Here is a 22794-nt window from a genome sequence, read left to right on the forward strand (position 1 = left end):
CTCGGTGGGCAATTTTCATGTCCTGTTTTCCTGCCCGTGCGAGAGAGGGAGATCACGCGTGACCCGCAGCGTGTACGTGACCGGGATCGACCGCGGCGACGGCCGCCAGGTCGTCGAGCTGGGGGTCATGGAGCTGCTGACCCGCCAGGTCGACCGGGTGGGGGTGTTCCGACCGCTGGTGCACCACAGCCCCGACCGGCTCTTCGAACTGCTGCGTGCCCGCTACCGGCTCTCCCAGGACCCCGCCACCGTCTACGGTCTCGACTACCACGAGGCCTCCGCCCTGCAGGCCGAGCGCGGCACCGACGAGCTGGTCTCCACCCTCGTAGACCGCTTCCACCTGGTGGCCCGCGACTTCGACGTCGTCCTGGTCCTCGGCACCGACTTCGCCGACACCCAGCTCCCGGACGAGCTCGCGCTGAACGCCCGCCTCGCCAACGAGTTCGGCGCCTCCGTGATCCCGGTCGTGGGCGGCCGCACACAGCCCGCCGAGTCGGTGTTCGCCGAGACCCGCAACGCCTACCGGGCCTACGACAGCCTGGGCTGCGACGTGCTCGCCATGGTCACCAACCGGGTGGGCCGTGAGGACCGCGACGAGATCGCCGAGCGGCTGCGGGGCCGGATGCCGGTGCCCTGTTACGTCGTGCCGGACGAGCCCGCCCTGGCCGCGCCCACCGTCGCCCAGATCGGGCAGGCCCTGGGGGCCAGGGTGATCCTCGGTGACGACTCCGGGCTGGCCCGGGACGCGCTGGACTTCGTGTTCGGCGGCGCGATGCTGCCGAACTTCCTGAACGCCCTGACCCCGGGCTGCCTGGTGGTCACCCCGGGCGACCGCGCGGACCTGGTCGTCGGCTCGCTCGCCGCGCACAGCGCCGGGACCCCGCCGATAGCCGGTGTGCTGCTCACCCTGAACGAGGTGCCGAGCGACGAGGTCCTCACCCTCGCCGCCCGCCTCGCCCCGGGCACCCCGGTGCTGTCGGTGGCGGGCAACAGCTTCCCCACCGCCGCCGAACTCTTCGCGCTGGAGGGCAAGCTGAACGCGGCCACCCCGCGCAAGGCGGAGACCGCGCTCGGTCTCTTCGAGCGGTACGCCGACACCGCCGAGCTCGCCGGCCGGGTCTCCGCGCCGAGCAGCGACCGCCTCACGCCGATGATGTTCGAGCACAAGCTCCTGGAGACGGCCCGCTCCGACAAGCGCAGGGTCGTGCTCCCCGAGGGCACCGAGCCGCGCGTGCTGCACGCGGCCGAGGTCCTGCTGCGCCGGGGGGTCTGCGACCTGACGCTGCTCGGCCCGGTCGACCAGATCCGCAAGAAGGCCGCCGACCTCGGCATCGACCTCGGCGACTGCCGGCTGATCGATCCGGCGACCTCCGAACTGCGCGACGCCTTCGCCGAGAAGTACGCGGCCCTGCGGGCGCACCGGGGCGTCACGGTCGAGCTGGCCTACGACGTCGTCTCCGACGTGAACTACTTCGGCACGCTGATGGTCCAGGAGGGGCTCGCCGACGGCATGGTGTCCGGGTCGGTGCACTCCACGGCGGCGACGATCCGTCCGGCCTTCGAGATCATCAAGACGAAGCCGGACGCCGACATCGTCTCGTCGGTCTTCTTCATGTGCCTCGCCGACAAGGTGCTGGTGTACGGCGACTGTGCCGTGAACCCCGACCCCGACGCCGAGCAGCTCGCCGACATCGCCATCCAGTCGGCGGCCACGGCCGAGCAGTTCGGGGTGGAGCCGCGGATCGCGATGCTGTCGTACTCCACCGGTACGTCCGGCTCGGGCGCCGACGTCGACAAGGTGCGCGAGGCCACCGAGCTGGTACGGCAGCGGCGGCCCGACCTCAAGATCGAGGGGCCGATCCAGTACGACGCGGCGGTCGAGCCGACCGTGGCGGAGACCAAGCTGCCGGAGTCGGACGTGGCCGGGCAGGCAACGGTTCTGATCTTCCCGGACCTCAACACGGGCAACAACACCTACAAGGCCGTGCAGCGTTCGGCCGGCGCGATCGCGGTCGGCCCGGTGCTCCAGGGCCTGCGCAAGCCCGTCAACGACCTGTCCCGGGGCGCCCTCGTCTCGGACATCGTCAACACCGTCGCCATCACCGCGATCCAGGCTCAGATCCCTACCGAGAAGGCTGCCCAGCTGTGAGTGCCACCCGCGTCCTCGTCCTCAACTCCGGCTCCTCGTCGGTGAAGTACCAGTTGCTCGACATGCGGGACAGCAGCCGGCTGGCGGTGGGGCTCGTCGAGCGCATCGGCGAGGAGGGCTCCCGGCTGCGGCACACGCCCCAGGGGGGCGGACCCCGCGAGTGGACCGGCCCGATCGCGGACCACGACGCGGCGCTGAAGGCCGTGGCGGAGGAACTGTCGAAGGACGGGCTCGGCCTGGACTCCCCGGAGCTGGCCGCGATCGGCCACCGCGTGGTGCACGGCGGCAAGACCTTCACCGAGCCGACGGTCATCGACGAGGCCGTGCTCGCCGAGATCGAGCGGCTGATCCCGGTCGCCCCGCTGCACAACCCGGCCAACCTCACCGGTATCCGCACCGCGCGGGCGCTGCGCCCGGACCTGCCCCAGGTAGCCGTCTTCGACACCGCGTTCCACACCACGATGCCGGAGTCGGCGGCGCGCTACGCGATCGACGTGGAGACCGCCGACGCGCACCGCATCAGGCGCTACGGCTTCCACGGCACCTCGCACGCGTACGTGTCCCGGGCGACGGCCGAGCTGCTGGGGAAGTCGCCGGAAGAGGTGAACGTGATCGTGCTGCATCTCGGCAACGGCGCGTCCGCGTCCGCCGTGCGGGGCGGCAGGTGCGTGGACACCTCCATGGGGCTGACGCCTTTGGAGGGACTCGTGATGGGTACGCGCTCGGGGGACATGGATCCCGCCGTCATCTTCCATTTGATGCGAGTTGGCAAAATGTCCACGGACGAGATCGACACTCTTCTCAACAAGAAGAGCGGGTTGATCGGGTTGTGCGGGGACAACGACATGCGGGAGATCCGCCGCCGGGTCGACGAGGGTGACGAACAGGCGAAGCTCGCATTCGACATCTACATTCACCGGTTGAAGAAGTACATCGGCGCCTATTACGCGGTGCTCGGCCGGGTGGACGCGATCGCGTTCACGGCCGGCGTCGGGGAGAACGCGGCATCGGTGCGCGAGGCCGCCGTGGCGGGCCTGCAGTCCCTGGGCCTGGCGGTGGACGACGCGCTGAACGCCGTACGGAGCGACGAGCCGCGACTGATCTCGCCGGCGGACGCCCGGGTGGCGGTGGCCGTGGTGCCGACGGACGAGGAATTGGAAATCGCGACACAGACCTACGCACTGGTCGAAGAAAGCAACTGAGCAGTAACCGCAACTGAGCGCGTCCCCGCCCATTTGTATCTTCCGCCAGACGGAATATTCCGCAGCGAAACAAACCGATAGGATCGCCCCATGCGCCGTTCGAAAATCGTCTGTACTCTCGGCCCCGCGGTCGACTCCCACGAGATGCTGGTCTCGCTGATCGAAGCCGGCATGAACGTGGCCCGTTTCAACTTCAGCCACGGCTCGCACGCCGAGCACCAGGGGCGGTACGACCGCGTCCGTGCCGCGTCCAAGGAGACCGGCCGGGCCATCGGTGTCCTCGCCGACCTGCAGGGCCCCAAGATCCGCCTGGAGACCTTCGCCGAGGGTCCGGTCGAGCTGGAGCGCGGTGACGAGTTCGTCATCACCGCCGAGGACGTCCCGGGTGACAGGACCATCTGCGGGACCACCTACAAGGGCCTGCCCGGTGACGTCTCCCGCGGCGACCAGATCCTCATCAACGACGGCAACGTCGAGCTGAAGGTCCTGGACGTCGACGGCCCGCGGGTCAAGACGATCGTCATCGAGGGCGGTGTCGTCTCCGACCACAAGGGCATCAACCTGCCCGGCGCTGCGGTCAACGTGCCCGCGCTGTCCGAGAAGGACGTCGAGGACCTCCGCTTCGCGCTGCGCATGGGCTGCGACATGGTCGCGCTGTCCTTCGTGCGGGACGCCAAGGACGTGGACGACGTCCACCGCGTGATGGACGAGGAGGGCCGCCGGGTCCCCGTCATCGCCAAGGTGGAGAAGCCGCAGGCGGTGGACAACATGGAGGACGTCGTGATGGCGTTCGACGCCGTCATGGTGGCCCGCGGTGACCTGGCCGTCGAGTACCCGCTCGAGAAGGTCCCCATGGTGCAGAAGCGCCTCATCGAGCTGTGCCGCCGCAACGCCAAGCCGGTGATCGTGGCGACCCAGATGATGGAGTCGATGATCACCAACTCCCGCCCGACCCGCGCCGAGGCCTCCGACGTGGCCAACGCGATCCTGGACGGCGCGGACGCGGTCATGCTGTCGGCGGAGTCCTCCGTCGGCGCGTACCCGATCGAGACCGTGAAGACGATGTCGAAGATCGTCACCGCGGCCGAGCAGGAGCTGCTCTCCAAGGGCCTGCAGCCGCTCGTCCCGGGCAAGAAGCCGCGCACGCAGGGCGGTTCGGTCGCCCGCGCGGCCTGCGAGATCGCCGACTTCCTCGGCGGCCGCGGCCTGGTGGCCTTCACCCAGTCCGGCGACACCGCCCGCCGTCTGTCGCGCTACCGCGCGCAGCAGCCGATCATCGCCTTCACCACCGACGAGAACACCCGCAACCAGCTCACCCTCAGCTGGGGCGTGGAGTCGCACGTGGTGCCGTTCGTGAACACCACGGACGAGATGGTCGACATGGTCGACCAGGAGATCGCCAAGATCAACCGCTTCAACCCGGGCGAGATCGTCATCATCACCGCCGGCTCGCCCCCCGGCGTGGCCGGCACCACGAACATGCTCCGCGTGCACCACATCGGAGGCACCGCGCAGTAGAAGTTCCTCGTAGTTCCTCGTACGGCGCGGAGGGCGCCCCCTGCCCCAGGGGGCGCCCTCCGGCGTCCTCGGGGTCGGAGGGTCAGCCGATGCTGCCCGAGGTACTGCGCTCTCGGGGTGCGCTCGGCAGGATGTCGTGGGCGCGACTGTGCCCCGCCGGAACGGGCCGGCGGGGCACAGTCTTTCTGCGGCTCCCGGATGGGTTCGTGAGGGGCGTGGGTCAGCCCTCGCTGTACTGGTGCATCCCGGGCACGTTCAGCGTCCCCCCGTACTGGGCCGCCTGCTGGACCGTCACGTTGGTGAAGTAGATCAGCGGGATGTTCAGCGGCGGGGGGCTGTCCGGGCTGAACGTGATCGGGATCAGCCCCAGCAGGTTGCCGGAGATGCTCTCGGTGTACATCGTCGTCTTGCCGCCGGTGATCTTGGACGTCGAGCCCTTGGCCGCCTGCACGTGGTACGTCTTGCCGTGCTCGGTGACGATCTGGTGGAGGTCTCCGATGTCGGTGCCGTCGGATATGACGTACTTCAGCACCTTCTTGGTCTGACCGCTCGCGGTCTTGACCTTGACGACCCCCTGGTAGTCGGCGCCCTTGAGGAACAGCGAACTGGCCTTCAGAGTCCAGGCCTTGTCCGCCACCGTGATACCGGGCTCGGTGTCGCCCACCTCGTCCGTGGCCGCCGGGCAGTCCTCGGGGTCCGTGCTGGAGCTCGCCGAGGGGCTCGGGGAGGCCGTGGCGTCGGCCGCCGCCTCCTGCGCCGCCTTGGTGGCGTCCTGGACGGCCTTGGTGGTGTCCTCGGTCGCCTTGGAGGCCTTGTCGGTCGTGTCCTTCACGGTGTCCTTCACCGTGTCGGTGACCTTCTCGGTGGTCTTCCCGGCGGTGTCACCCGCGCTGTCGTCCGCGCTCTTGGACGCCGAGGCCGAGGGGGTCGGCGTCGGCGTGGCGCTGGACGAACCGCTGGAGCCGGAGCCGCCCGTGAAGATCCCGGTGAGCGCGTCGCCGATGTCCGTCAGGAGGTTGCCGTCGTCGCTCGCGGAGGGCGAGGGGGACGCCGTGGCGGTGTCGGAGCCGGAGGAGTCCGAGGAGGAGTTGCTCTCCGCCTTGCTCCCGGAGGCGGACGCCGAGGGCGTGGGGGTGGGCGTGGCCTTGTCGTCGGAACCTGAATCCGACGAAGAGGAATCGCCGGAGCCCGAGCCGGAGTCGGAGCCCGAGCCGGAGGTGGCGGACGGGGACGGTGTCGCCGTGGCGTCGTCGGAGTCGGGCGAGGAACTCGCCGAGGCGGACGGGGAGGCGCTGCCGTCCAGTGCCGCGATGCAGTCCTTGTACTCGTCCGCCGTCAGGCTCTTCGCGGTCGGCGCGTCGTCGGCGAGGGCCAGCGTCGGGGTGAACCCGATGCCCATGAGGACGGCCGTCGGCATAGCCGCCATGGCTATCGCTTTGCCGGCCGGCATGTGGAACCTGTTGAACAGCGGTTTCTTCGGCGCCGCGTGCCGGGGGCCCGTTCTGACCTCCGCCGCGACCGCGGAGCCCTCGCCATGAAGGTTCTCAGCCGACACGGTACCCCCCGTTCGCGTCGTCGCCCCCGGCCCAGGCGCTCTCGGGCGTCCGGTCCGACGATCCGTCACGACCGGGCTCCGACGCCGGGTACGCCGCTCCGGGCTCGTCCACCACGGGCCTGAGGATCGCGGTGTCGGGGTCGGCGCCCTGGGGCGCACTGCCCTGCGTCCCGCCCTCGTCCAGCGGCTGCGGCCGGGGCGGCGCTCCAGGTGCCCAGGAGACCGCGAGCGCTCCGCCGATCAGCGCGAACACGAAGCCCAGGATGAAGCCGCCGATGTTGGAGACCACCAGGGACACCAGGGACAGGACGATCGCGGCGACACCGGCGAAGACGCGGGTGGCCTGCTGGAACCACATCGTGAGGCCCAGAGTGACCAGCAGTACGCCGATGATGAGGGAGCCGGCCCCCGCGGTCGTCGCCATGGCGATCGACATGGTGCCCAGCTTGAACGTGGCGTACGGGAAGTAGGCGATCGGCACCCCACCGAGCAGGGTGAACAGGCCCGCCCAGAACGGCCGGTTGCCCCGCCAGGCGCGGAATCGCAGACGCAGCCGGGTGAAGGTCCCGGCAGTCTGGACCGGAGTCTCGGCACTCATGGAAAAAGCTCCCTGGGTCCGGTGGAAGTTCGTACCGGCTCGGCCGTGGGCGTGGAGAAGCCGGAAAGTCTGAGTCTGTAGGGGGGGTGCCCTGGGCACGGTCGGCCGGGTGGGGCGGAGAAGCGAACGCTCCACCGCCCCCCTGAGGGCGGCTCAGCCGCTCTCAGGACATCCCGGCTCCGGAGCCGTCAGTAGCACTCCATGTTGGCGTCCGCGCCGAGCTTCATCGACAGACCACTCAGCTTGAACGTGCCGGCCGTGGTGGCCCAGGCCGTCTGCTTGACGTCGTAGAGGTCGGCCTTCTCCGCCTGCTGGGCGAAGCCGCCCGGCAGCACGTTCTCGCCGGCCTTCACGTCGGGACCGCGGGTCTTGTCCTTGACCGCGACGCCGATGTCGATGTTCGTGAACTCCGCGTTGGCCTGGAGGTCAGCGACATCGATGTAGAGGTTGTGGGCCGAGACCGGCGTCTTGCCACCACCCGCGTCAAGACGCAGGTAGAACGTCTTGTTGATGATGGGGATGGTGGTCTTGACCGACTGGCACATCTTGGTGATGGTCGCGTCGTCGAACGACGAGATCGCCACCGGTACCTGGGTCTTTTCCTTGCCGTCGACCTGCTTGTAGACGGTGTCTATACCGCCGTACTGAGCGAAGCCCGTGCCGTGCAGTTCGTCCGCAGACACCTTGAACTGCTGGCCGGACACGCTGAACGACGCGGCGAGCGCACCCTGCGCAAGCCCGACGCCCACCGCGGCGGCCGCGGCGACGCTGGGCACCATGACCACAGCGAACCGCTTCCATCTTGTCCCGCCACGCACCTGGGACTCCATATTTCCTCCTTCTCGGACGTACATCTCCTGACCCTGACTGCCCTCTCGAAAGGACGGCTCAGCCGGGCAGGGATGGGAGAAGTGCTACGTCCTCGGGAAGGAGAGCGCCTGCCTTCGGAGGCGCGAACCGCGCACCGATCACCGGCGATCACCCCCGAGCGACAACCACTGGTCGCGCCTGACACGCATCACGCACAACCTTGCTGGACAGGCTTCGCCGGATGGGCGAAGACCCCCCTGTCCAAGAACCGGCGCACCTGCCGCCGACTCTGCTCGGTGGGGACCCACGGAATCCCGCGGCCCGACCGGCTGTCGGGGTACGGGAAAGGACCGAGCGTCGCCGATCGTGGTGCATTCTTGCCGCCCGCACAAGGGGCTTCGTTACTCGGTAGTAACGGGCGGATAACCGAACAACGACCCGCTGGTCTCGGTCGGCGACGCTGGGTGGCAACCAGGGGGGAGACAAAGCAGTTGATCAATGGACAGAATCCGACAGATCAACGCCGGTGTCTTACTGGAAGTAACAGCGGCCGCGTTTACCAAGTTTTGGCAAAGCGCGGCCGCAGTGACCCCCCGACGGCCAATCTTTCACTCCGGCAACACATGCCGAGGCGTTTAGCAACTGGTCAGAACCGGACTCGCGCCCCGCTCCGGCCGCCCGGTCAGAACAGGGCGCGGGACAGCGCCCGTCGGGCCGCCGACACCCGCGGATCGTCGGCGCCGACCACCTCGAAGAGCTCAAGCAGCCGCAGCCGTACGGCGTCCCGCTCGTCGCCCGCCGTGCGGCGCACGGTGTCGATGAGCCGTCCGAAGGCGTCCTCGACATGACCGCCCACCAGATCCAGGTCGGCGGCGGCGATCTGCGCCTGCGCGTCCCCCGGCTTCTCGGCCGCCTCCTTGCGCGTGCGCTGCGGGTCGAGGTTCTGCACCCGCTGCAGCAACTCGGCCTGGGCGAGCCCCAGTTTCGCCTCGCTGTTGCCGGGGTCGTCACTCAGTACGTTCTTGTACGCCTGGACGGCACCGCCGAAGTCCCCCGCGTCCAGGGCGTGTACGGCGGCTTCGAGGAGTGCGTCGTACGGCCCCGCCGGTACGGCCGCGGGCTCAGGGGCGACGCCAGGCCGGGCGTCCGGGTCGACCGTGAGGCCGGTCAGCCCGAAGCGCTGCTCGGCGACCTGCACCAGCTGGTCCAGGGTCTGCTGGATCTGCTCCTTGCCGGCCGCGCCCTGGAAGAGCGGCAGGGCCTGGCCGGCGACGACGGCGAACACGGCCGGGATGCCCTGCACCCCGAACTGCTGCATCAGCATCTGGTTGGCGTCGACGTCGATCTTGGCGAGGAGCAGGCGTCCGTTGTACTCGACGACGAGCTGCTCCAGCACCGGACTCAGCTGCTTGCAGGGCTCGCACCACTCGGCCCAGAAGTCGATGACGACCGGGACCTCGGTGGACCGCTGCAGGACGTCGCGCTCAAAACCCGCCTCGTCTACGTCGATGACGAGATCGGACGGGGAGACGGCACCCGGGCCGCCGCCCTGCCTGGCCGCTTCGGCGCGCGCCTGCTCCGCCTTCACCTTGGCCTCCTGGGCCGCTTTCACCGCGGCGAGGTCGACGACTCCGCTCATGGACATGTTCCGTGGCTGCATGCGTCTATCCTCCCCCGTGGGCGCGCCTGTGTGAAAAGCGATGTGAAAGCCGGTCGTGCAGCGCGGTCCTGACGCCGGGTCCCCACCCCACGCCGTGCGCACCGTCGCCCGCGTACGTCCCCCGCGAGCTTTCGCTACGAGTCGTAGCGTAATGGCACCGAGTGCCTACCCGGTACCCCACCCCGGTGATCTCCCTCACTGCCACCCGAGAACGGCCGGTTATGGTCGGAGGATGCAGAGCCGCAGCCCCGCCCCCCGCGCCACAGGACGCCCGCGCAGCGCCGCCGCGGACACCGCGATCCTCGCGGCGACGAGGGCGGCGCTGGTGGAGCTGGGCTGGTCGAAGCTCACGCTGGGAGATGTGGCTACCCGTGCGGGGGTCGCGAAAACCACCCTGTACCGCCGCTGGGCCGGCAAGAACGAACTCGTCGTGGACGCGGTGGCCGAACTCTTCGACGAACTGGAACTCCCCGACTGCGGGACGCTCGCCGCGGACATCGAGGGCGTGGTCCTCCAGTTCGCCGCGATCCTGGCCCGTCCGGAGGCCCAGAACGGGCTGATGGCGGTGGTGGCGGAGTCCTGCCGCGACGACGCGCTGCGCGAGCGCATCCGCGCGTCGATCGTCGACCGCCAGAAACGGCTGGTCCTCCAGGGCCGGGAACGCGCCCAGGCCCGCGGCGAGCTCCCCCCGGAGGTGGACCCCGCCGAGGCGGCCCGCACCGTCGACCTGATCTTCGACATGGTGGCCGGGGCGGTGGTCCACCGCACACTGGTCAGCGCGGAACCGGCGGACGCGCAGTGGGTGCACGACTTCACCCGGATCCTGCTGACGGGCCTGACGGGACCGGCCGCGGAATAGGGCCGGCCGCCGACGCCCTCAGAATCCCGCCGGCTCCGTGTACACGCCCCACTCGTCCCGCAGCACCCCGCAGATCTCCCCGAGCGTCGCCTCCGCCCGCACCGCGTCCAGCATCGGCCCGATCATGTTGGCCCCGTCCCGGGCCGCAACGAGCATGGCCTGCAGGGCGGTTCGTACGGTGTTCCCGTCCCGCTCCGCCTTGCGTCCCGCGAGAGCCCGCACCTGCTCCCGCTCCACCTCGTGGCTCACCCGCAGGATCTCCAGGTCCCCGGTGACCGACCCGTGGTGGACGTTGACCCCCACGACCCTCTTCTCGCCCTTCTCCAGGGCCTGTTGGTAGCGGAAGGCCGCCTCCGCGATCTCCCCGGTGAACCAGCCGTCCTCGATCCCCCGCAGAATCCCGGACGTCATCGGGCCGATCGGGTGCCGCCCGTCCGGACGGGCCCTGAGCCCCCGCTCCCTGATCTGCTCGAAGATCTCCTCGGCGTCCGCCTCGATCCGGTCCGTCAGCTGCTCCACGAACCACGAACCCCCCAGCGGATCGGCCACGTTGGCGACCCCGGTCTCCTCCATCAGCACCTGCTGGGTGCGCAGCGCGATCTCCGCGGCCTGCTCGGAGGGCAGCGCGAGGGTTTCGTCCAGGGCGTTGGTGTGCAGCGAGTTGGTCCCGCCCAGCACCGCCGCGAGCGCCTCGACGGCCGTACGGACGACGTTGTTGTACGGCTGCTGCGCGGTCAGCGAGACCCCCGCGGTCTGGGTGTGGAACCGCAGCCACTGCGCCTTCTCGGACCGCGCCCCGTACACGTCCCGCATCCAGCGGGCCCAGATGCGCCGCGCCGCACGGAACTTGGCGATCTCCTCGAAGAAGTCGAGGTGCGCGTCGAAGAAGAAGGAGAGCCCGGGTGCGAACACGTCGACGTCCAGTCCACGCGAGAGCCCCAGCTCGACGTACCCGAACCCGTCCGCGAGGGTGTACGCCAGCTCCTGGGCGGCCGTCGAACCGGCCTCGCGGATGTGGTACCCGGAGACGGACAGCGGCTTGTAGGCGGGGATGCCGGCCGCGCAGTACTCCATCAGGTCGCCGATCAGGCGCAGGTGCGGCTCGGGCGGGAAGAGCCACTCCTTCTGCGCGATGTACTCCTTGAAGATGTCCGTCTGGAGCGTGCCGTTGAGGACGGACGGGTCCACGCCCTGCCGCTCGGCCGCGACCAGGTACATGCAGAAGACGGGGACGGCGGGTCCGCTGATCGTCATGGACGTCGTCACGTCGCCCAGCGGGATGTCCCGGAACAGGACCTCCATGTCCGCCGCCGAGTCGACGGCGACCCCGCAGTGCCCGACCTCGCCGAGCGAGCGGGGGTCGTCGGAGTCCCGTCCCATCAGCGTCGGCATGTCGAAGGCGACCGACAGCCCGCCGCCGCCGTTGGCGAGGATCTTCCGGTACCGCTCGTTGGTCTGCTCGGCGTTCCCGAACCCGGCGAACTGCCGGATGGTCCAGGTCCGTCCCCGGTAGCCGGTCGGGTACAGCCCGCGCGTGAAGGGGTACTCCCCCGGCCACCCGATCCGCTCGAAACCCTCGTACGCGTCCCCCGGGCGTGGCCCGTACACCGGCTCGACGGGATCACCCGAGAGCGTGGTGAAGTCGGCCGTACGCCTGCGCGAGGCGTCGTACCGGGCCTGCCAGCGTCGGCGGCCCTCTTCGATGGCGTCAGCGTCCATACCATCGAAGTTACTAGGACGTCCAAGTAAACGCGAAGGGCAACCGCCGTACGCGTGCCGTACGGCGGTGGGGGTGGTGGTGCGTTACGCCTTGACGGGCGCCGGTGACGCGTCGACGATCTTGCCCTCGAGCTCGTGGGTGATCTTCCGCTCGACGAAGAAGGCGGCGGTGGGGATCGTGCCGGCGAGCAGGACCCACAGCTGCTTGGCGACCGGCCACTTCGCCTTGGAGCCCAGGTCGAAGGCGAAGACCAGGTAGACGACGTACAGCCAGCCGTGCGCGATCGCGACGACGCGGGTGAAGTCCGCGGCGCCGTCGACGTCGAGGCCGTACTTGGCGATCATGCTCAGGCACAGCAGAACCAGCAGCACACCGGTGACGTAGGCCAGGACGCGGTAGCGGGTCAGCACGCTCTTTTTCATGCCTATGAGCGTAACCACGCGTTCCGGGAGATCTTGCCCCGGGTCAGTCCTCGTCGAAGTCGTGAGCGGCGACCCTCAGCGGCCGCAGCATCGCGAAGATCTCCGCGCACTCCTCGGCGTCGTACACACCGAGCCCGAAGTCCATCGCCATGAGGTCACGGGTGGCGGCCTCGACGACCTCGCGGCCCTTGTCGGTGATGGAGGCGAGGGTGCCGCGACCGTCGTTGGGGTTGGGGCGCTTGTCGACCAGGCCGGACCTGACCAGGCGGTCCACGGTGTTGGTGACCGAGGTGGGGTGCACCATGAGCCGCTCACCGATCTTCGACATCGGCAGCTCGCCCGCTTTGGAGAAGTTGAGCAGCACCAGCGCCTCGTACCGCGCGAACGTCAGCCCGTACGGCTTGACCACCGCGTCGACCTCGGCGAGCAGGATCTGGTGCGCACGCATGATCGAGGTGATCGCCGCCATGGACGGCACGTTTCCCCAGCGCTGCTTCCAGAGTTCGTCGGCGCGGGCGATGGGGTCGAAGGGAAGACTGAGCGGCTTCGGCACGGCACCGACCTTACCGGCCGGTCACATCGTGGTCAGCACTGTCTCGCCCTTCAGACGGGGGTGGGCGCCTGCGGGTTCGGTGGGGGCGGGCGTTTTGCGCAGTTCCCCGCGCCCCTGGGGGGATGGGTGGGTTGTGGGTCGGGGCCGGGGTGGGGGGTATCCGTCCTCGGTCCGGCGGCTCGGTCCATCCAAAAGGGCCCTGTAACGGACGCCGGCCGCTGCGGGCGGACACCCCCCACCCCGTCCCCTTACCGCCGCACCCGGCCAACGGTTCGTCGTAGCGCGCCTGACTGCACCCCCCTAGGGGCGCGGGGAACTGCGCGACCAGCCCCCACCGGCCCGCAGCCGCCCGACGACCGCACGCCGTACGCGACTGCACGAGCGTCCACATGGCCCACCCAGGGGCGCGGGGAACTGCGCGACCAGCCCCCGCCGGCCCGCAGCCGCCCCACGGCCGAACCCCGCACCTCCCACTACACCCTCGGCGCGCCCGTCACGGACATCACCAGCGAGTACAAAGAACTCGTGGCCGCGATGAACAGCCGGTTCCCCTTCGGTCCGCCGAAGGTCACGTTGGCCACCGGCTCCGGCACCCGCACACGGCCGATCAGCGTGCCGTCGGGGTCGTAGCAGTGGATGCCGTCGGCCAGGGCGGCAGCCCACAGCCGGCCCTCGTCGTCGAAGCGGATGTTGTCGAAGTGGACGCCCTCGCGGGCCTCGGCGAAGACCTCGCCGCCGGAGAGCGTGCCGTCGGCGTGGACGTCGTACCGGTGGATACGGGCCGCCCGTGAGTCGGAGACGTACAGACGCTGCTCGTCGGAGGAGAGGATCACCCCGTTGGGCCCGTCCAGCCCGTCCGCGGCGAGAGACACCTCACCCGTGGCCGGATCGATCCGGTACACATGGCACGCGCCGATCTCCGACTCGGCCCGGTGCCCCTCGTAGTCGCTGAGGATGCCGAAGTCCGGGTCGGAGAACCAGATCGTGCCGTCGGAGCGTACGACGGAGTCGTTCGGGCTGTTCAGGCGCTTGCCCTGATAGCGCTCGGCCAGCACGGTCACCGTGCCGTCGGGCTCGGTGCGGGTGACACGGCGGTTGCCCTGCTCGCAGCTGACGAGGCGGCCCCGGGAGTCGACGGTGTTGCCGTTGGTGTTGCCGGCCGGGGTGCGGAAGACGCCGACCGCGCCGGTGGCCTCGTCCCAGCGCAGGAGGCGGTCGTTCGGGATGTCGCTCCAGATCAGCTGGCGCCACGCGGGCAGGTACACCGGCCCCTCGGCCCAGCGGCAGCCGTCGTAGAGGGTCTCCAGTCTGCTGTCGCCGTTGGTGCAGGGCCGGAAACGGTCGTCCAGGATCTCGTAGAGGCTGTCGGGCATGGGGGGTCCTCTCGGTTCGGGGTCAGCGGCGGCCGGTCCTGCGGAGATGGTGGCGCACCGCGCGCTGGGCGACGGGACCCAGGTCCTCCAGCGCGGCGACGAGCACGCCGAGCTGCTCCAGGGCGTCCAGGGCCGACGTGGCCCCGGCCGCGTCGACTCCTTCGTACAGCTCGATGCCCACGAAGGACGCGGCCACCGCCCGGGCCAGGCCCGCGGGGTCGGCGAACTCGCCGAAGGGCGTGGCCGCGAGGACTCTGGTGAGAACCTGCTCGATCTCGGCGATCCACAGCTCCAGGCCGGCGGCCGTGGCGGGGCCGAGGGTGGCGTGGGTCTGGGCGCCGGCCAGCAACTGGCCGAGCAGGGCCACATGTCCTCCGGCCCGCTCCTCCTCGTGGACCTTCCGCCCCACCGCGAGGAGTTCGGAGAGCGAGGTCACGGCGGCCAGCCGTTCCCGGTAGCGGGCCACCGCGCGCTCCGCCCCGTAGCGGCAGGCCGCGGCGAGGAGTTCGTCGACCGTGCCGAAGTGGTAGAAGACCAGGGCCTGGTTGACGCCCGCGGCCGCCGCCACCGTGCGGGCGGAGGTCTTGGCGATGCCCTGTTCGGTGAGGATCCGCAGGGCGCCGTCGAGGAGTTTGGCCTTGGTCTCCAGGGACTTGGGGGACTCGGGGCTCACGCGCGCGCCTCCTCCCGCACGGGGCGCAGGCCTGGGCGCACTCCGCAGGACGTGATGTCGCTGTAGGTCGCCTCGAAGGAACCCTCGTAGCCGAAGAGCGGGCCGAAGTACCGGTTGACGACGCGGACCCTGATGCGGAAGCGGCCCGACCGGTCGTCGTACGACTCCCGCACCTCCGCCGTCGCGCCGATCAGCTCCGGCACCCGGACGTCCACCGCGCCCTCCCGGAACCGGTGCTCCCCGGAACGGATCACGAGGGAGCCGTCCGGCTCGGCGCGGAAGTACAGCTCGCTGGCCAGGTGCTGGTGGGTGCCGAGGTAGTCGAGGATGCGGTCGCCCTTGGGGCTCAGCACCATCTGGGCGTCGAAGCGGCGGGGGCGGCCGGGGAGGCGGAAAGTGCGCACGAAGCTCACCGTCTCACGGCCGTAGGTGTCCGCGTAGGGGACGTTCTCGATCACGAACGGCACGTTCCGCCCCGGTCTCGGCACCAGGATGTTGCGGGTCGTGCCGAGGGCCAGGAAGGGCTTCACGAAGGTCCCGCCGTGCCAGATGCGGTCCATCACACCCCGGCCGGTGCAGGCCTCGCCGGTCGTCAGGCCGACCGAGAAGCGGCGCTGCAGCTGCGGGTGCAGGCGGTCGAAGTCGGCGCCCATCACCGTGCGGAACATCGAGGTCATCGCGGGGTCTCCAGGGTGCGAAGGACACGCGGCGCACGCACGCGTGTGGCGGGCCGGCGCAGACAGCGGCGGGCGGCGGGGGTGCCGGGCAGGGGTGAGGTGAACAGGGCCAGCGAGATGGTGACGGCGAGGAGGAGTGGCGAGACGTAGGCCATCGACGCCGCCAGCGGGCCGAAGAGGTGCAGGAAGCGCTCCAGACCGAGTCCGGTGGCGCCGACGGTCACGACGAGGGCGCGGACGAGGATCTCGGCGAGCCAGTTCCGCAGCGCGCGCTCCGGGGTGATCCCGCGCTCCAGCCACAGGCGCAGCCGGTCGAAGGACCAGGCCGTGGCCCAGCCGATGAGGGGGCGGAAGAGGAGGCGGTCGGTCACGGCGCCGGCGCGGCCCCAGCGCGGGCGGTAGTCGTAGCCGGTGAGGAAGGTGACGCCGTCGCCGTCGGGGAGGTAGCGCCAGTAACCGCTGCCCTCCGCCAGGAGCGAGAGCGGGTGCGGGGAGGAGAAGCGCAGGGCGGAGGTGCGGGTGCCGTCGGGGCGTTCGCGTTCCCCGGCGGAGACACCGGTGCCGGCGACGGTGAGACCGGGCAGCACGCGCGTGGCGTAGCGGAAGCGCTGTGGCTCGCCCTCCGCGCGCGGGAGGTAGGTGATCCGGGTGAAGCGGAGGTCCCAGCGCTGGTGCTGGGACGGTTCCTGTGTCCGGGTCCAGAGGTCGTCGAGATCGGCACGGATGCGGGCCTCGATGTAGAGCCCCATTGATTCCCCCAGGTGAGTTCACTGTTTGAGCGACTGCTCAAACTCACTGGGCAGGAAGGTACACGGTTTTGAGCGATCGCTCAAACATGCGGCACGAGAAAACCCCGGCCCGCGCGGGCCGGGGTTCGTCTGGCGCGGTGCGACCCGCTCAGTCGGCGAGGTGCCGCTCCACCGTCTCCACCTTGGAGGTCAGTCCGTCCGTGACGCCGGGCCGGATGTCCGCCTTGAGCACCAGTGACACCCGCGGCGCCCGCGCCTCCACGGCGGCCACGGCACGCTTCACGACGTCCATGACCTCGTCCCAGTCCCCCTCGATCGAGGTGAACATCGCGTCGGTGCGGTTCGGGAGCCCCGACTCACGGACGATCCGGACCGCGTCGGCGACGTACTCCCCGACGTCCTCGCCGACCCCGAGCGGGGTCACGGAGAAGGCGACGATCATGCGTTCACGACCCCTTCCTGGCGAGCACGGGAGGCGATGACGGCGTCCTCGGCCTCGCGCTTGAGCCTGCGCTCGGCGAAGAAGCCGCCGGTGGGCAGCACGGAGAGGACGAGGAACCAGATCCCCGTCCCGGCGGACCACTTGGCGCGCATCCAGGCGTCCAGCCAGAAGATCAGGTACAGGATGAACAGGACACCGTGGACCATGCCCATCACCGGCACGGCGTTGAAGTCCGTGGTCCGCTTCAGCACCGAGCAGACCAGCAGGAGCAGGAACGAGATCGCCTCGGGCGCGGAGACCAGGCGGAGGCGTCGGAGGGCGGAGGCTGTCTTGAGGTCCACGGGTCACCTTCGGTGGGAGGTACGTCGACGGTTTGTGAACGCACGCACAAGCGTTCGCCCATTGTGACAAATGGTTCCGGGGGCGGTGTGCGGGGGGTCGCCGGGCGGGTGCGGGCCGGTGGGGGCTGGTCGCGCAGTTCCCCGCGCCCCTTGGGTGGGCCATGTGGACGCTCCTGCAGCCACGCACGGCGTGCCGGGGCAGGTGGTCGGGCGGGTGCGGGCCCGTCGTGGCCGGTCGCGCAGTTCCCCGCGCCCCTTGGGTGGGCCATGTGGACGCTCGTGCAGCCGCGCACGGCGTGCCGGGACAGGTGGTCGGGCGAGTGCGGGCCCGTCGTGGCCGGTCGCGCAGTTCCCCGCGCCCCTGAGTGGGTCACGTGGACGCTCGTGCAGCCGCGTACGGCGAGAAGGGGACGGGGCGGGGGGTGTCCGCCCGCAGCGGCCGGCGTCCGTTACAGAGCACTGCTCAAGGGACCGAGCCGCCGGACCGAGGACGGATACCCCCCACCCCGACCCCGACCCCACCACCCACCCGCACGCGCTGCGCGCACCCCCACCGAAGCCGCAACAGGCCGCCGCAGGCACCCAGGGGCGCGGGGAACTGCGCAAAACGCCCGCCCCCACCGAACCCGCACCTTCCCAAGACTCTGTCGGCAAGGGCCTTCGGCCAGCTACCTTCACTCCGTGGCGATGTTTCGACTCCAAGGCAGCAAGGTGCTCGCCGTCGACATGACCGGGGACGCCGTCAAGGCGAAGAACGGCTCGATGGTCGCGTACGACGGGCAGATGGCGTTCAAGAAGATGAGCGGCGGTGGTGAGGGGATCCGGGGCATGGTCACCCGACGCATCACCGGCGAGCAGATGACCGTGATGGAGGTGTCGGGGCACGGGACGTGCTGGTTCGCGGACCGGGCCTCGGAGATCAATCTCGTCAGTCTCCAGGGGGACAAGCTGTACGTGGAGTCGAGCAACCTGCTCGCGACCGACGCCGGACTCAGGACCGGCACCAGTTTCACCGGCCTGCGCGGCGCCTCGCAGGGCAACGGGCTGTTCACGACCACCGTCGAGGGACACGGCCAGGCGGCCATCATGTCGGACGGCCCCGCGGTCGTCCTGCGGGTCAGCCGCCAGTACCCGCTGACCGTCGACCCCGGCGCCTACATCGCCCACCAGGGCAACCTCAGCCAGTCCTTCCAGTCCGGTGTGACGTTCCGCACGTTCATGGGCGAGGGCGGCGGCGAGGCCTTCCAGATCCGCTTCGAAGGGGACGGCCTGGTGTACGTCCAGCCCAGCGAGCGCAACACGATCGCGGGGGATGTGTGACATGCCCTTCCGCGAGATCAACTCCAAGATGGTCGAGGCCACGGTGATGCCCGGCCAGCGCCTGTTCAGCCAGCGCGGCGCGATGCTGGCCTACAAGGGCGAGGTGTCCTTCACGCCCAACATCCAGGGCGGCCAGGGCGGCGTCATGTCGATGATCGGCCGCCGGGTGGCCAACGAGGACACGCCGCTGATGACCGTCGAGGGCAGCGGGTCCGTGCTCTTCGGGCACGGCGGCCACCACGTCACGGTCGTCAACCTCACCGGCGACACCCTGTTCGTCGAGGCGGACCGTCTGCTCGCCTTCGAGGGCACCCTCCAGCAGGGCACCATGTTCATGGGCTCGCAGGGCGGCGTGATGGGCATGGTGCGCGGCCAGATCAGCGGCCAGGGCCTGTTCACGACCACGCTGAAGGGCCACGGCTCGGTGGCCGTGATGGCCCACGGCGGGGTCTTCGAGGTCCCGATCACCCCGCAGCGCCCGGTCCACGTCGACCCGCAGGCCTACGTCGCCCACTACGGCGACGTACGCAACAAGCTGTCGACGGCGCTCGGCTGGCGCGACATGGTGGGCCGCGGCTCCGGAGAGGCCTTCCAGCTGGAGCTCAGCGGGAACGGCGTGGTGTTCGTGCAGGCGTCCGAGGAGAAGCTGTGAGCCACTACCCGGGCGCGGGCCCGACCGTGTACGACCCGATGACGCTGCCGTCGGACGACAACGTCAACAACTACACCTTCTGCGTGGAGCTCAAGGGGAGCCAGTGGTTCCTGCAGAAGGGGAAGATGATCGCCTACTACGGGCAGATGGACTTCAACGGCATCGGACACGGCCGTCTCGACGGTCTCGTCCGCACGTCGTTCCATTCGCCTCTGCACGCGAGCGACTGGGTCGTGGCCCAGGGCTCGGGCAAGATGCTCCTCGCCGACCGGGCCTTCGACGTCAATTCGTACGACCTCGAAGAGGGCAACCTGACCATTCGCTCCGGCAACCTGCTCGCTTTTCAGCCAAGTCTCGCGCTGAAGCAGTCGATCGTGCCGGGCTTCCTGACCCTCATCGGAACCGGAAAGTTCGTGGCCGCCTCCAACGGTCCGGTGGTGTTCATGGAGCCCCCGATCCGGGTGGACCCGCAAGCGCTTGTGGGCTGGGCGGACTGCCCCTCGCCGTGCCACCACTACGACCACGGGTACATGGCGGGTCTGATGGGCGGTCTACGTGCGATGACGGGCCTCGGCGGGGCCTCCGGGGAAGAGCACCAGTTCGAGTTCGTGGGGGCCGGCACCGTACTGCTCCAGTCGACGGAGGTCCTGATGGCCGAGCAGGCCACAGGGGTGGTCCCGTCCGAGCCCGGGGTACCCGGCGGTTACGGGGCTCCCGCAGGCCAGCCGCAGCAGCCGGGCGTACCGCGCCTTCCCGGACAGCTGGGGGACCTCCAGCGTCGCTTCGGGCTGTGAGCGGTAGTCTGCGGAGTGTGACATCGAACGCGTGCGCACAGTCACACCACCCTCGTTAGTTCGCCTTTCAACCTTTTAGGTAGACTTCATTCATGGAGACCGAGACGGCCACGCGCTGGCTGACCGATGCGGAGCAGTGCGCCTGGCGCACCCACCTGGAGGTCAACAGGCTGTTGACGTATCAGCTCGAAAGGGACCTTCAGCCGTTCGGCCTGACGATGAACGACTACGAGATCCTGGTCAATCTCTCCGAGTCGGAGGGCGTACGGATGCGGATGAGCGACCTCGCGTCCGCCACCCTCCAGTCCAAGAGCCGGCTCTCGCACCAGATCACCCGCATGGAGAACGCGGACCTGGTCCGGCGCGAGAACTGCGAGTCCGACCGCCGCGGCCTGTACGCGGTGCTGACCGAGCACGGCATGGAGACGATGATGAAGGTCGCGCCGCATCACGTGGCGTCTGTGCGGAGGCACTTCATCGACCTCGTGCCGCCCGAGTCCCTGACGGAGCTGGACAAGGCCCTCAAGCCCATCGCGGAGCACCTGCGGGGGCACCGGGGCCGTCCCTGACACCGGGACACGGCTGGGCGAGCGGCAGGCGGAGTGCGAACACGGCTCCGCCTGCCGGCGCGTCCAGGACCGTGAGCGTGCCGCCGTGCCGGGTGGCGACGTCCCGGGCGATGGCGAGACCGAGTCCGGCGCCCCCGTCGTCCCGGGCCCGCGCCTCGTCCAGCCGTACGAACCGCTCGAAGATCCGCTCCCGGTCCCCGGCGGGCACCCCGTCCCCGTCGTCGGCGACCTCGACCACCGCGTGGTGGTCCCCGTCCCGGCGTACCGTCACCGCGACCGCCGACCTCGCGTGCCGGCGCGCGTTGTCCAGCAGGTTGTCGAGCACCCGCTCCAACTGCCCCCGGGACCCGGTCACTTCCGCGGCCTGTGCCCGCACCGTCACCCCGGGCCGTCCGGCGGCCCGCTCCCGTACCAGCGCCGCCAGCTCGACCCGCGCGTCGGCGACCCGCTCCCCCGCGTCCAGGCGGGCCAGCAACAGCAGATCCGCGGCGAGGTGCTGGAGCCGTACGGTGTCCTCGACCGCCCCGTCCAGGTCCAGCAACGCGGGGTGGGCGGCGGCCACTTCGAGCTGGGTGCGCAGTGAGGCGATCGGACTGCGCAACTCGTGCGAGGCGTCGGCGACGAACCGGCGCTGGCGTTCGACGGAGGTCTCCAGCGCGGCCAGGGTCTCGTTGGTGGTGCGGGCGAGACGGGCCACCTCGTCGTGGGTGTCCGGCACCGGGACGCGACGGGCGAGGTCCTCGGAGGCGGTGATCGCGGCCATTTCCTGGCGGATCGCCTCGACCGGACGAAGGGCGCGACGAGTCACCGCCCAGGTCACCCAGGCGACCACCGCGAGGAGCACGGGCAGGCCGATGAGCATGACCGTGGCGGCGGTGTGCACCGCGTCCTGCTGGGCCTGGAGCGAGGCACCGGCGTACACCCGGACCGTGCGGTCGCTCCGGTCCGTGACCTCGACCTGGGCGAACCGGTACGCGACGCTCTCGCCGTCCACGGTGGCCCGGCCCTGCCCGTGCCAGGTGATCTCACCGACCTCACCGACCTCGGGGGCGTCCTCGTCGTCGTCCCGCCCCGCGTCGGGGCTCGAAACGGGGGTCACCTCGGCGGCGCCGGTGCCGCTGATCGCCTCCAGGTCCTCGCTCGCCGCGAGCACCCGCCCGTCCCGGTCGACCACCTGGACCGGATGGTCCCCGTCCAGGTCGAGCTCCCGGTACGGCACGCCCTGCGCGATCTGCGTCGCCACGTTGCGAGCGGCGCTGTCGGCGGCCGTGTCCGCCTGGCCCGCGAGGTTGCTGCGCAGCGACAGCAGGACGACGGCGCCCGCGGCGACGAGGGCCACGGCCACCACCGCGGTCGCGGCCAGCGTGGCGCGGGCCCGCACCGAGCCGAACAGCCGCCTCATCTCCCGGCCTCCAGCCGGTACCCGGCACCGCGGACCGTGTGGATGAGCCCCGCGTCCAGCTTCCGGCGCAGGGTACTGACGTACACCTCGACGATGTTGGGATCGCCGTCGTACGCGAAGTCCCAGACGTGCTCCAGGATCTGCGCCTTGGACACCACCTCGCCGGCCCGCAGCGCGAGCTGTTCGAGGACCGAGAACTCCTTGGTGGTGAGGGTGACTTCGGTGCCGTCGAGGAAGACCCGGCGGGCGGCGGTGTCGATTCGCAGCTCCCCGAGTTCGAGCACCGGCGAGGCCCCGGCGCCGTTCCCGCGCCGCCGCAGCAGGGCCTTGATGCGGGCCACGAGGACGACGTAGGAGAAGGGCTTGGTCAGGTAGTCGTCCGCGCCGGTGTCCAGGCCCTCGGCCTCGTCGTACTCGCCGTCCTTGGCGGTGAGCATGAGGATCGGCACCTCGTGGCCGGCGGCGCGCAGGGCGGCGCAGACGCGGTAGCCGTTGAGGCCGGGCAGCATGATGTCGAGGATCACCAGGTCGTACGACCCCTCGGTGGCCCGGTGCAGGCCCTCCCGCCCGTCGTGGACGACGTCGACGGCGTAGCCCTCGGCGGTGAGGCCCTTGGCGAGGGACAGGGCTAGTCGTTTCTCGTCCTCGACGATCAGCAGGCGCATGCGTACAGCCTGGCAAAGCGAACCTGAAGACGCCTTCAGGGGGCTTCAGGTCACGTTCAGCTCCCCTCCGGCAGCGTGGTTGTCGTCCAAA

At 70.2% G+C, this 22794-nt stretch carries 23 protein-coding genes; 8 read left to right on the forward strand and 15 right to left on the reverse strand.

The features are described from left to right. Positions 1-58 precede the first annotated feature (58 nt). From pta to pyk, 3 genes are all read left to right on the forward strand, one after another. Entirely contained in the window at positions 59-2149 is a 2091-nt protein-coding gene (gene pta / locus AQI94_RS07445) for a phosphate acetyltransferase (protein ID WP_031059199.1), read from the forward strand. After that, positions 2146-3351, forward strand: a complete 1206-nt coding sequence (locus tag AQI94_RS07450) for an acetate kinase (protein WP_031059196.1) — start codon at positions 2146-2148, stop codon at positions 3349-3351. The genes pta and AQI94_RS07450 overlap by 4 nt, the downstream gene beginning before the upstream one ends. A gap of 90 nt (positions 3352-3441) precedes the next feature. Beyond that, the gene (gene pyk, locus AQI94_RS07455; protein WP_031059194.1) at positions 3442-4869 is read left to right on the forward strand and encodes a pyruvate kinase; all 1428 of its coding nucleotides are present in this window, start codon (positions 3442-3444) and stop codon (positions 4867-4869) included. A gap of 220 nt (positions 4870-5089) precedes the next feature. Here the strand turns inward: pyk and AQI94_RS07460 are convergent, their stop codons facing one another. From AQI94_RS07460 to AQI94_RS07475, 4 genes are all read right to left on the reverse strand, one after another. Next, positions 5090-6424 (reverse strand): hypothetical protein, encoded by a 1335-nt coding sequence (locus tag AQI94_RS07460; RefSeq protein WP_031059192.1) that lies wholly within the window; start codon positions 6422-6424, stop codon positions 5090-5092. Continuing rightward, positions 6414-7022 (reverse strand): DUF6114 domain-containing protein, encoded by a 609-nt coding sequence (locus tag AQI94_RS07465; protein ID WP_031059190.1) that lies wholly within the window; start codon positions 7020-7022, stop codon positions 6414-6416. The genes AQI94_RS07460 and AQI94_RS07465 overlap by 11 nt, the downstream gene beginning before the upstream one ends. 188 nt (positions 7023-7210) lie before the next feature. Further along, positions 7211-7852 carry a DUF6230 family protein gene (locus AQI94_RS07470; RefSeq protein ID WP_031059188.1) on the reverse strand — a complete coding sequence of 214 codons (642 nt, stop codon included), beginning with the start codon at positions 7850-7852 and terminating at the stop codon, positions 7211-7213. A 662-nt stretch (positions 7853-8514) separates the two neighbouring features. Further along, a complete protein-coding gene (locus AQI94_RS07475; RefSeq protein ID WP_031059186.1) occupies positions 8515-9492 on the reverse strand; it encodes a tetratricopeptide repeat protein in 978 nt (325 codons plus the stop codon). Positions 9493-9724: 232 nt separating this feature from the next. On the opposite strand from AQI94_RS07475, the gene AQI94_RS07480 reads away from it, so the two are divergent. After that, on the forward strand, positions 9725-10351 hold the full coding sequence (locus AQI94_RS07480) for a TetR/AcrR family transcriptional regulator (RefSeq protein ID WP_031059185.1): 627 nt from the start codon (positions 9725-9727) through the stop codon (positions 10349-10351). A gap of 18 nt (positions 10352-10369) precedes the next feature. Here the strand turns inward: AQI94_RS07480 and AQI94_RS07485 are convergent, their stop codons facing one another. The 9 genes from AQI94_RS07485 to AQI94_RS07525 all read right to left on the reverse strand — a co-directional run bounded on the left by AQI94_RS07485 (position 10370) and on the right by AQI94_RS07525 (position 17301). Next, on the reverse strand, positions 10370-12070 hold the full coding sequence (locus tag AQI94_RS07485) for an acyl-CoA mutase large subunit family protein (protein WP_031059184.1): 1701 nt from the start codon (positions 12068-12070) through the stop codon (positions 10370-10372). An 84-nt stretch (positions 12071-12154) separates the two neighbouring features. Next, positions 12155-12493, reverse strand: a complete 339-nt coding sequence (locus AQI94_RS07490) for a DUF3817 domain-containing protein (RefSeq protein WP_031059181.1) — start codon at positions 12491-12493, stop codon at positions 12155-12157. Positions 12494-12536: 43 nt separating this feature from the next. After that, a complete protein-coding gene (locus AQI94_RS07495; RefSeq protein WP_031059180.1) occupies positions 12537-13046 on the reverse strand; it encodes a MarR family winged helix-turn-helix transcriptional regulator in 510 nt (169 codons plus the stop codon). Positions 13047-13519: 473 nt separating this feature from the next. Continuing rightward, a complete protein-coding gene (locus tag AQI94_RS07500) occupies positions 13520-14419 on the reverse strand; it encodes an SMP-30/gluconolactonase/LRE family protein (protein WP_031052818.1) in 900 nt (299 codons plus the stop codon). 22 nt (positions 14420-14441) lie between these two features. Further along, positions 14442-15092: a TetR/AcrR family transcriptional regulator gene (locus AQI94_RS07505; RefSeq protein WP_031052814.1), complete on the reverse strand. Its 651-nt coding sequence runs from the start codon at positions 15090-15092 to the stop codon at positions 14442-14444. Then, positions 15089-15769, reverse strand: a complete 681-nt coding sequence (locus AQI94_RS07510) for a DUF4166 domain-containing protein (protein ID WP_031052811.1) — start codon at positions 15767-15769, stop codon at positions 15089-15091. The genes AQI94_RS07505 and AQI94_RS07510 overlap by 4 nt, the downstream gene beginning before the upstream one ends. After that, complete coding sequence (locus AQI94_RS07515; protein ID WP_031052808.1) at positions 15766-16518, reverse strand: hypothetical protein; 753 nt, start codon at positions 16516-16518, stop codon at positions 15766-15768. Before AQI94_RS07515 ends, AQI94_RS07510 begins: the two co-directional genes overlap by 4 nt. 148 nt (positions 16519-16666) lie before the next feature. Further along, complete coding sequence (locus AQI94_RS07520) at positions 16667-16960, reverse strand: MTH1187 family thiamine-binding protein (protein WP_007384762.1); 294 nt, start codon at positions 16958-16960, stop codon at positions 16667-16669. After that, the gene (locus tag AQI94_RS07525; protein ID WP_031052807.1) at positions 16957-17301 is read right to left on the reverse strand and encodes a DUF3817 domain-containing protein; all 345 of its coding nucleotides are present in this window, start codon (positions 17299-17301) and stop codon (positions 16957-16959) included. The genes AQI94_RS07520 and AQI94_RS07525 overlap by 4 nt, the downstream gene beginning before the upstream one ends. Positions 17302-17988: 687 nt before the next feature. On the opposite strand from AQI94_RS07525, the gene AQI94_RS07530 reads away from it, so the two are divergent. From AQI94_RS07530 to AQI94_RS07545, 4 genes are all read left to right on the forward strand, one after another. Then, entirely contained in the window at positions 17989-18621 is a 633-nt protein-coding gene (locus AQI94_RS07530) for an AIM24 family protein (RefSeq protein WP_031051516.1), read from the forward strand. A gap of 1 nt (position 18622) precedes the next feature. Beyond that, the gene (locus tag AQI94_RS07535) at positions 18623-19273 is read left to right on the forward strand and encodes an AIM24 family protein (protein WP_031051514.1); all 651 of its coding nucleotides are present in this window, start codon (positions 18623-18625) and stop codon (positions 19271-19273) included. Next, complete coding sequence (locus tag AQI94_RS07540; protein WP_031051513.1) at positions 19270-20067, forward strand: AIM24 family protein; 798 nt, start codon at positions 19270-19272, stop codon at positions 20065-20067. The genes AQI94_RS07535 and AQI94_RS07540 overlap by 4 nt, the downstream gene beginning before the upstream one ends. A 92-nt stretch (positions 20068-20159) precedes the next feature. Next, a complete protein-coding gene (locus AQI94_RS07545) occupies positions 20160-20636 on the forward strand; it encodes a MarR family winged helix-turn-helix transcriptional regulator (protein WP_031051512.1) in 477 nt (158 codons plus the stop codon). On the opposite strand, the gene AQI94_RS07550 is transcribed toward AQI94_RS07545, so the two are convergent. Together AQI94_RS07550 and AQI94_RS07555 are read right to left on the reverse strand one after the other, a co-directional pair. Beyond that, positions 20590-22038, reverse strand: coding sequence for a sensor histidine kinase (locus AQI94_RS07550; RefSeq protein ID WP_031051510.1), 1449 nt, complete (start codon positions 22036-22038; stop codon positions 20590-20592). The genes AQI94_RS07545 and AQI94_RS07550 overlap by 47 nt on opposite strands. Further along, entirely contained in the window at positions 22035-22703 is a 669-nt protein-coding gene (locus AQI94_RS07555; RefSeq protein WP_031051509.1) for a response regulator transcription factor, read from the reverse strand. Before AQI94_RS07555 ends, AQI94_RS07550 begins: the two co-directional genes overlap by 4 nt. Positions 22704-22794 lie beyond the last annotated feature (91 nt).

Source organism: Streptomyces pseudovenezuelae (genome assembly GCF_001513955.1).
Classification (GTDB): domain Bacteria; phylum Actinomycetota; class Actinomycetes; order Streptomycetales; family Streptomycetaceae; genus Streptomyces; species Streptomyces pseudovenezuelae.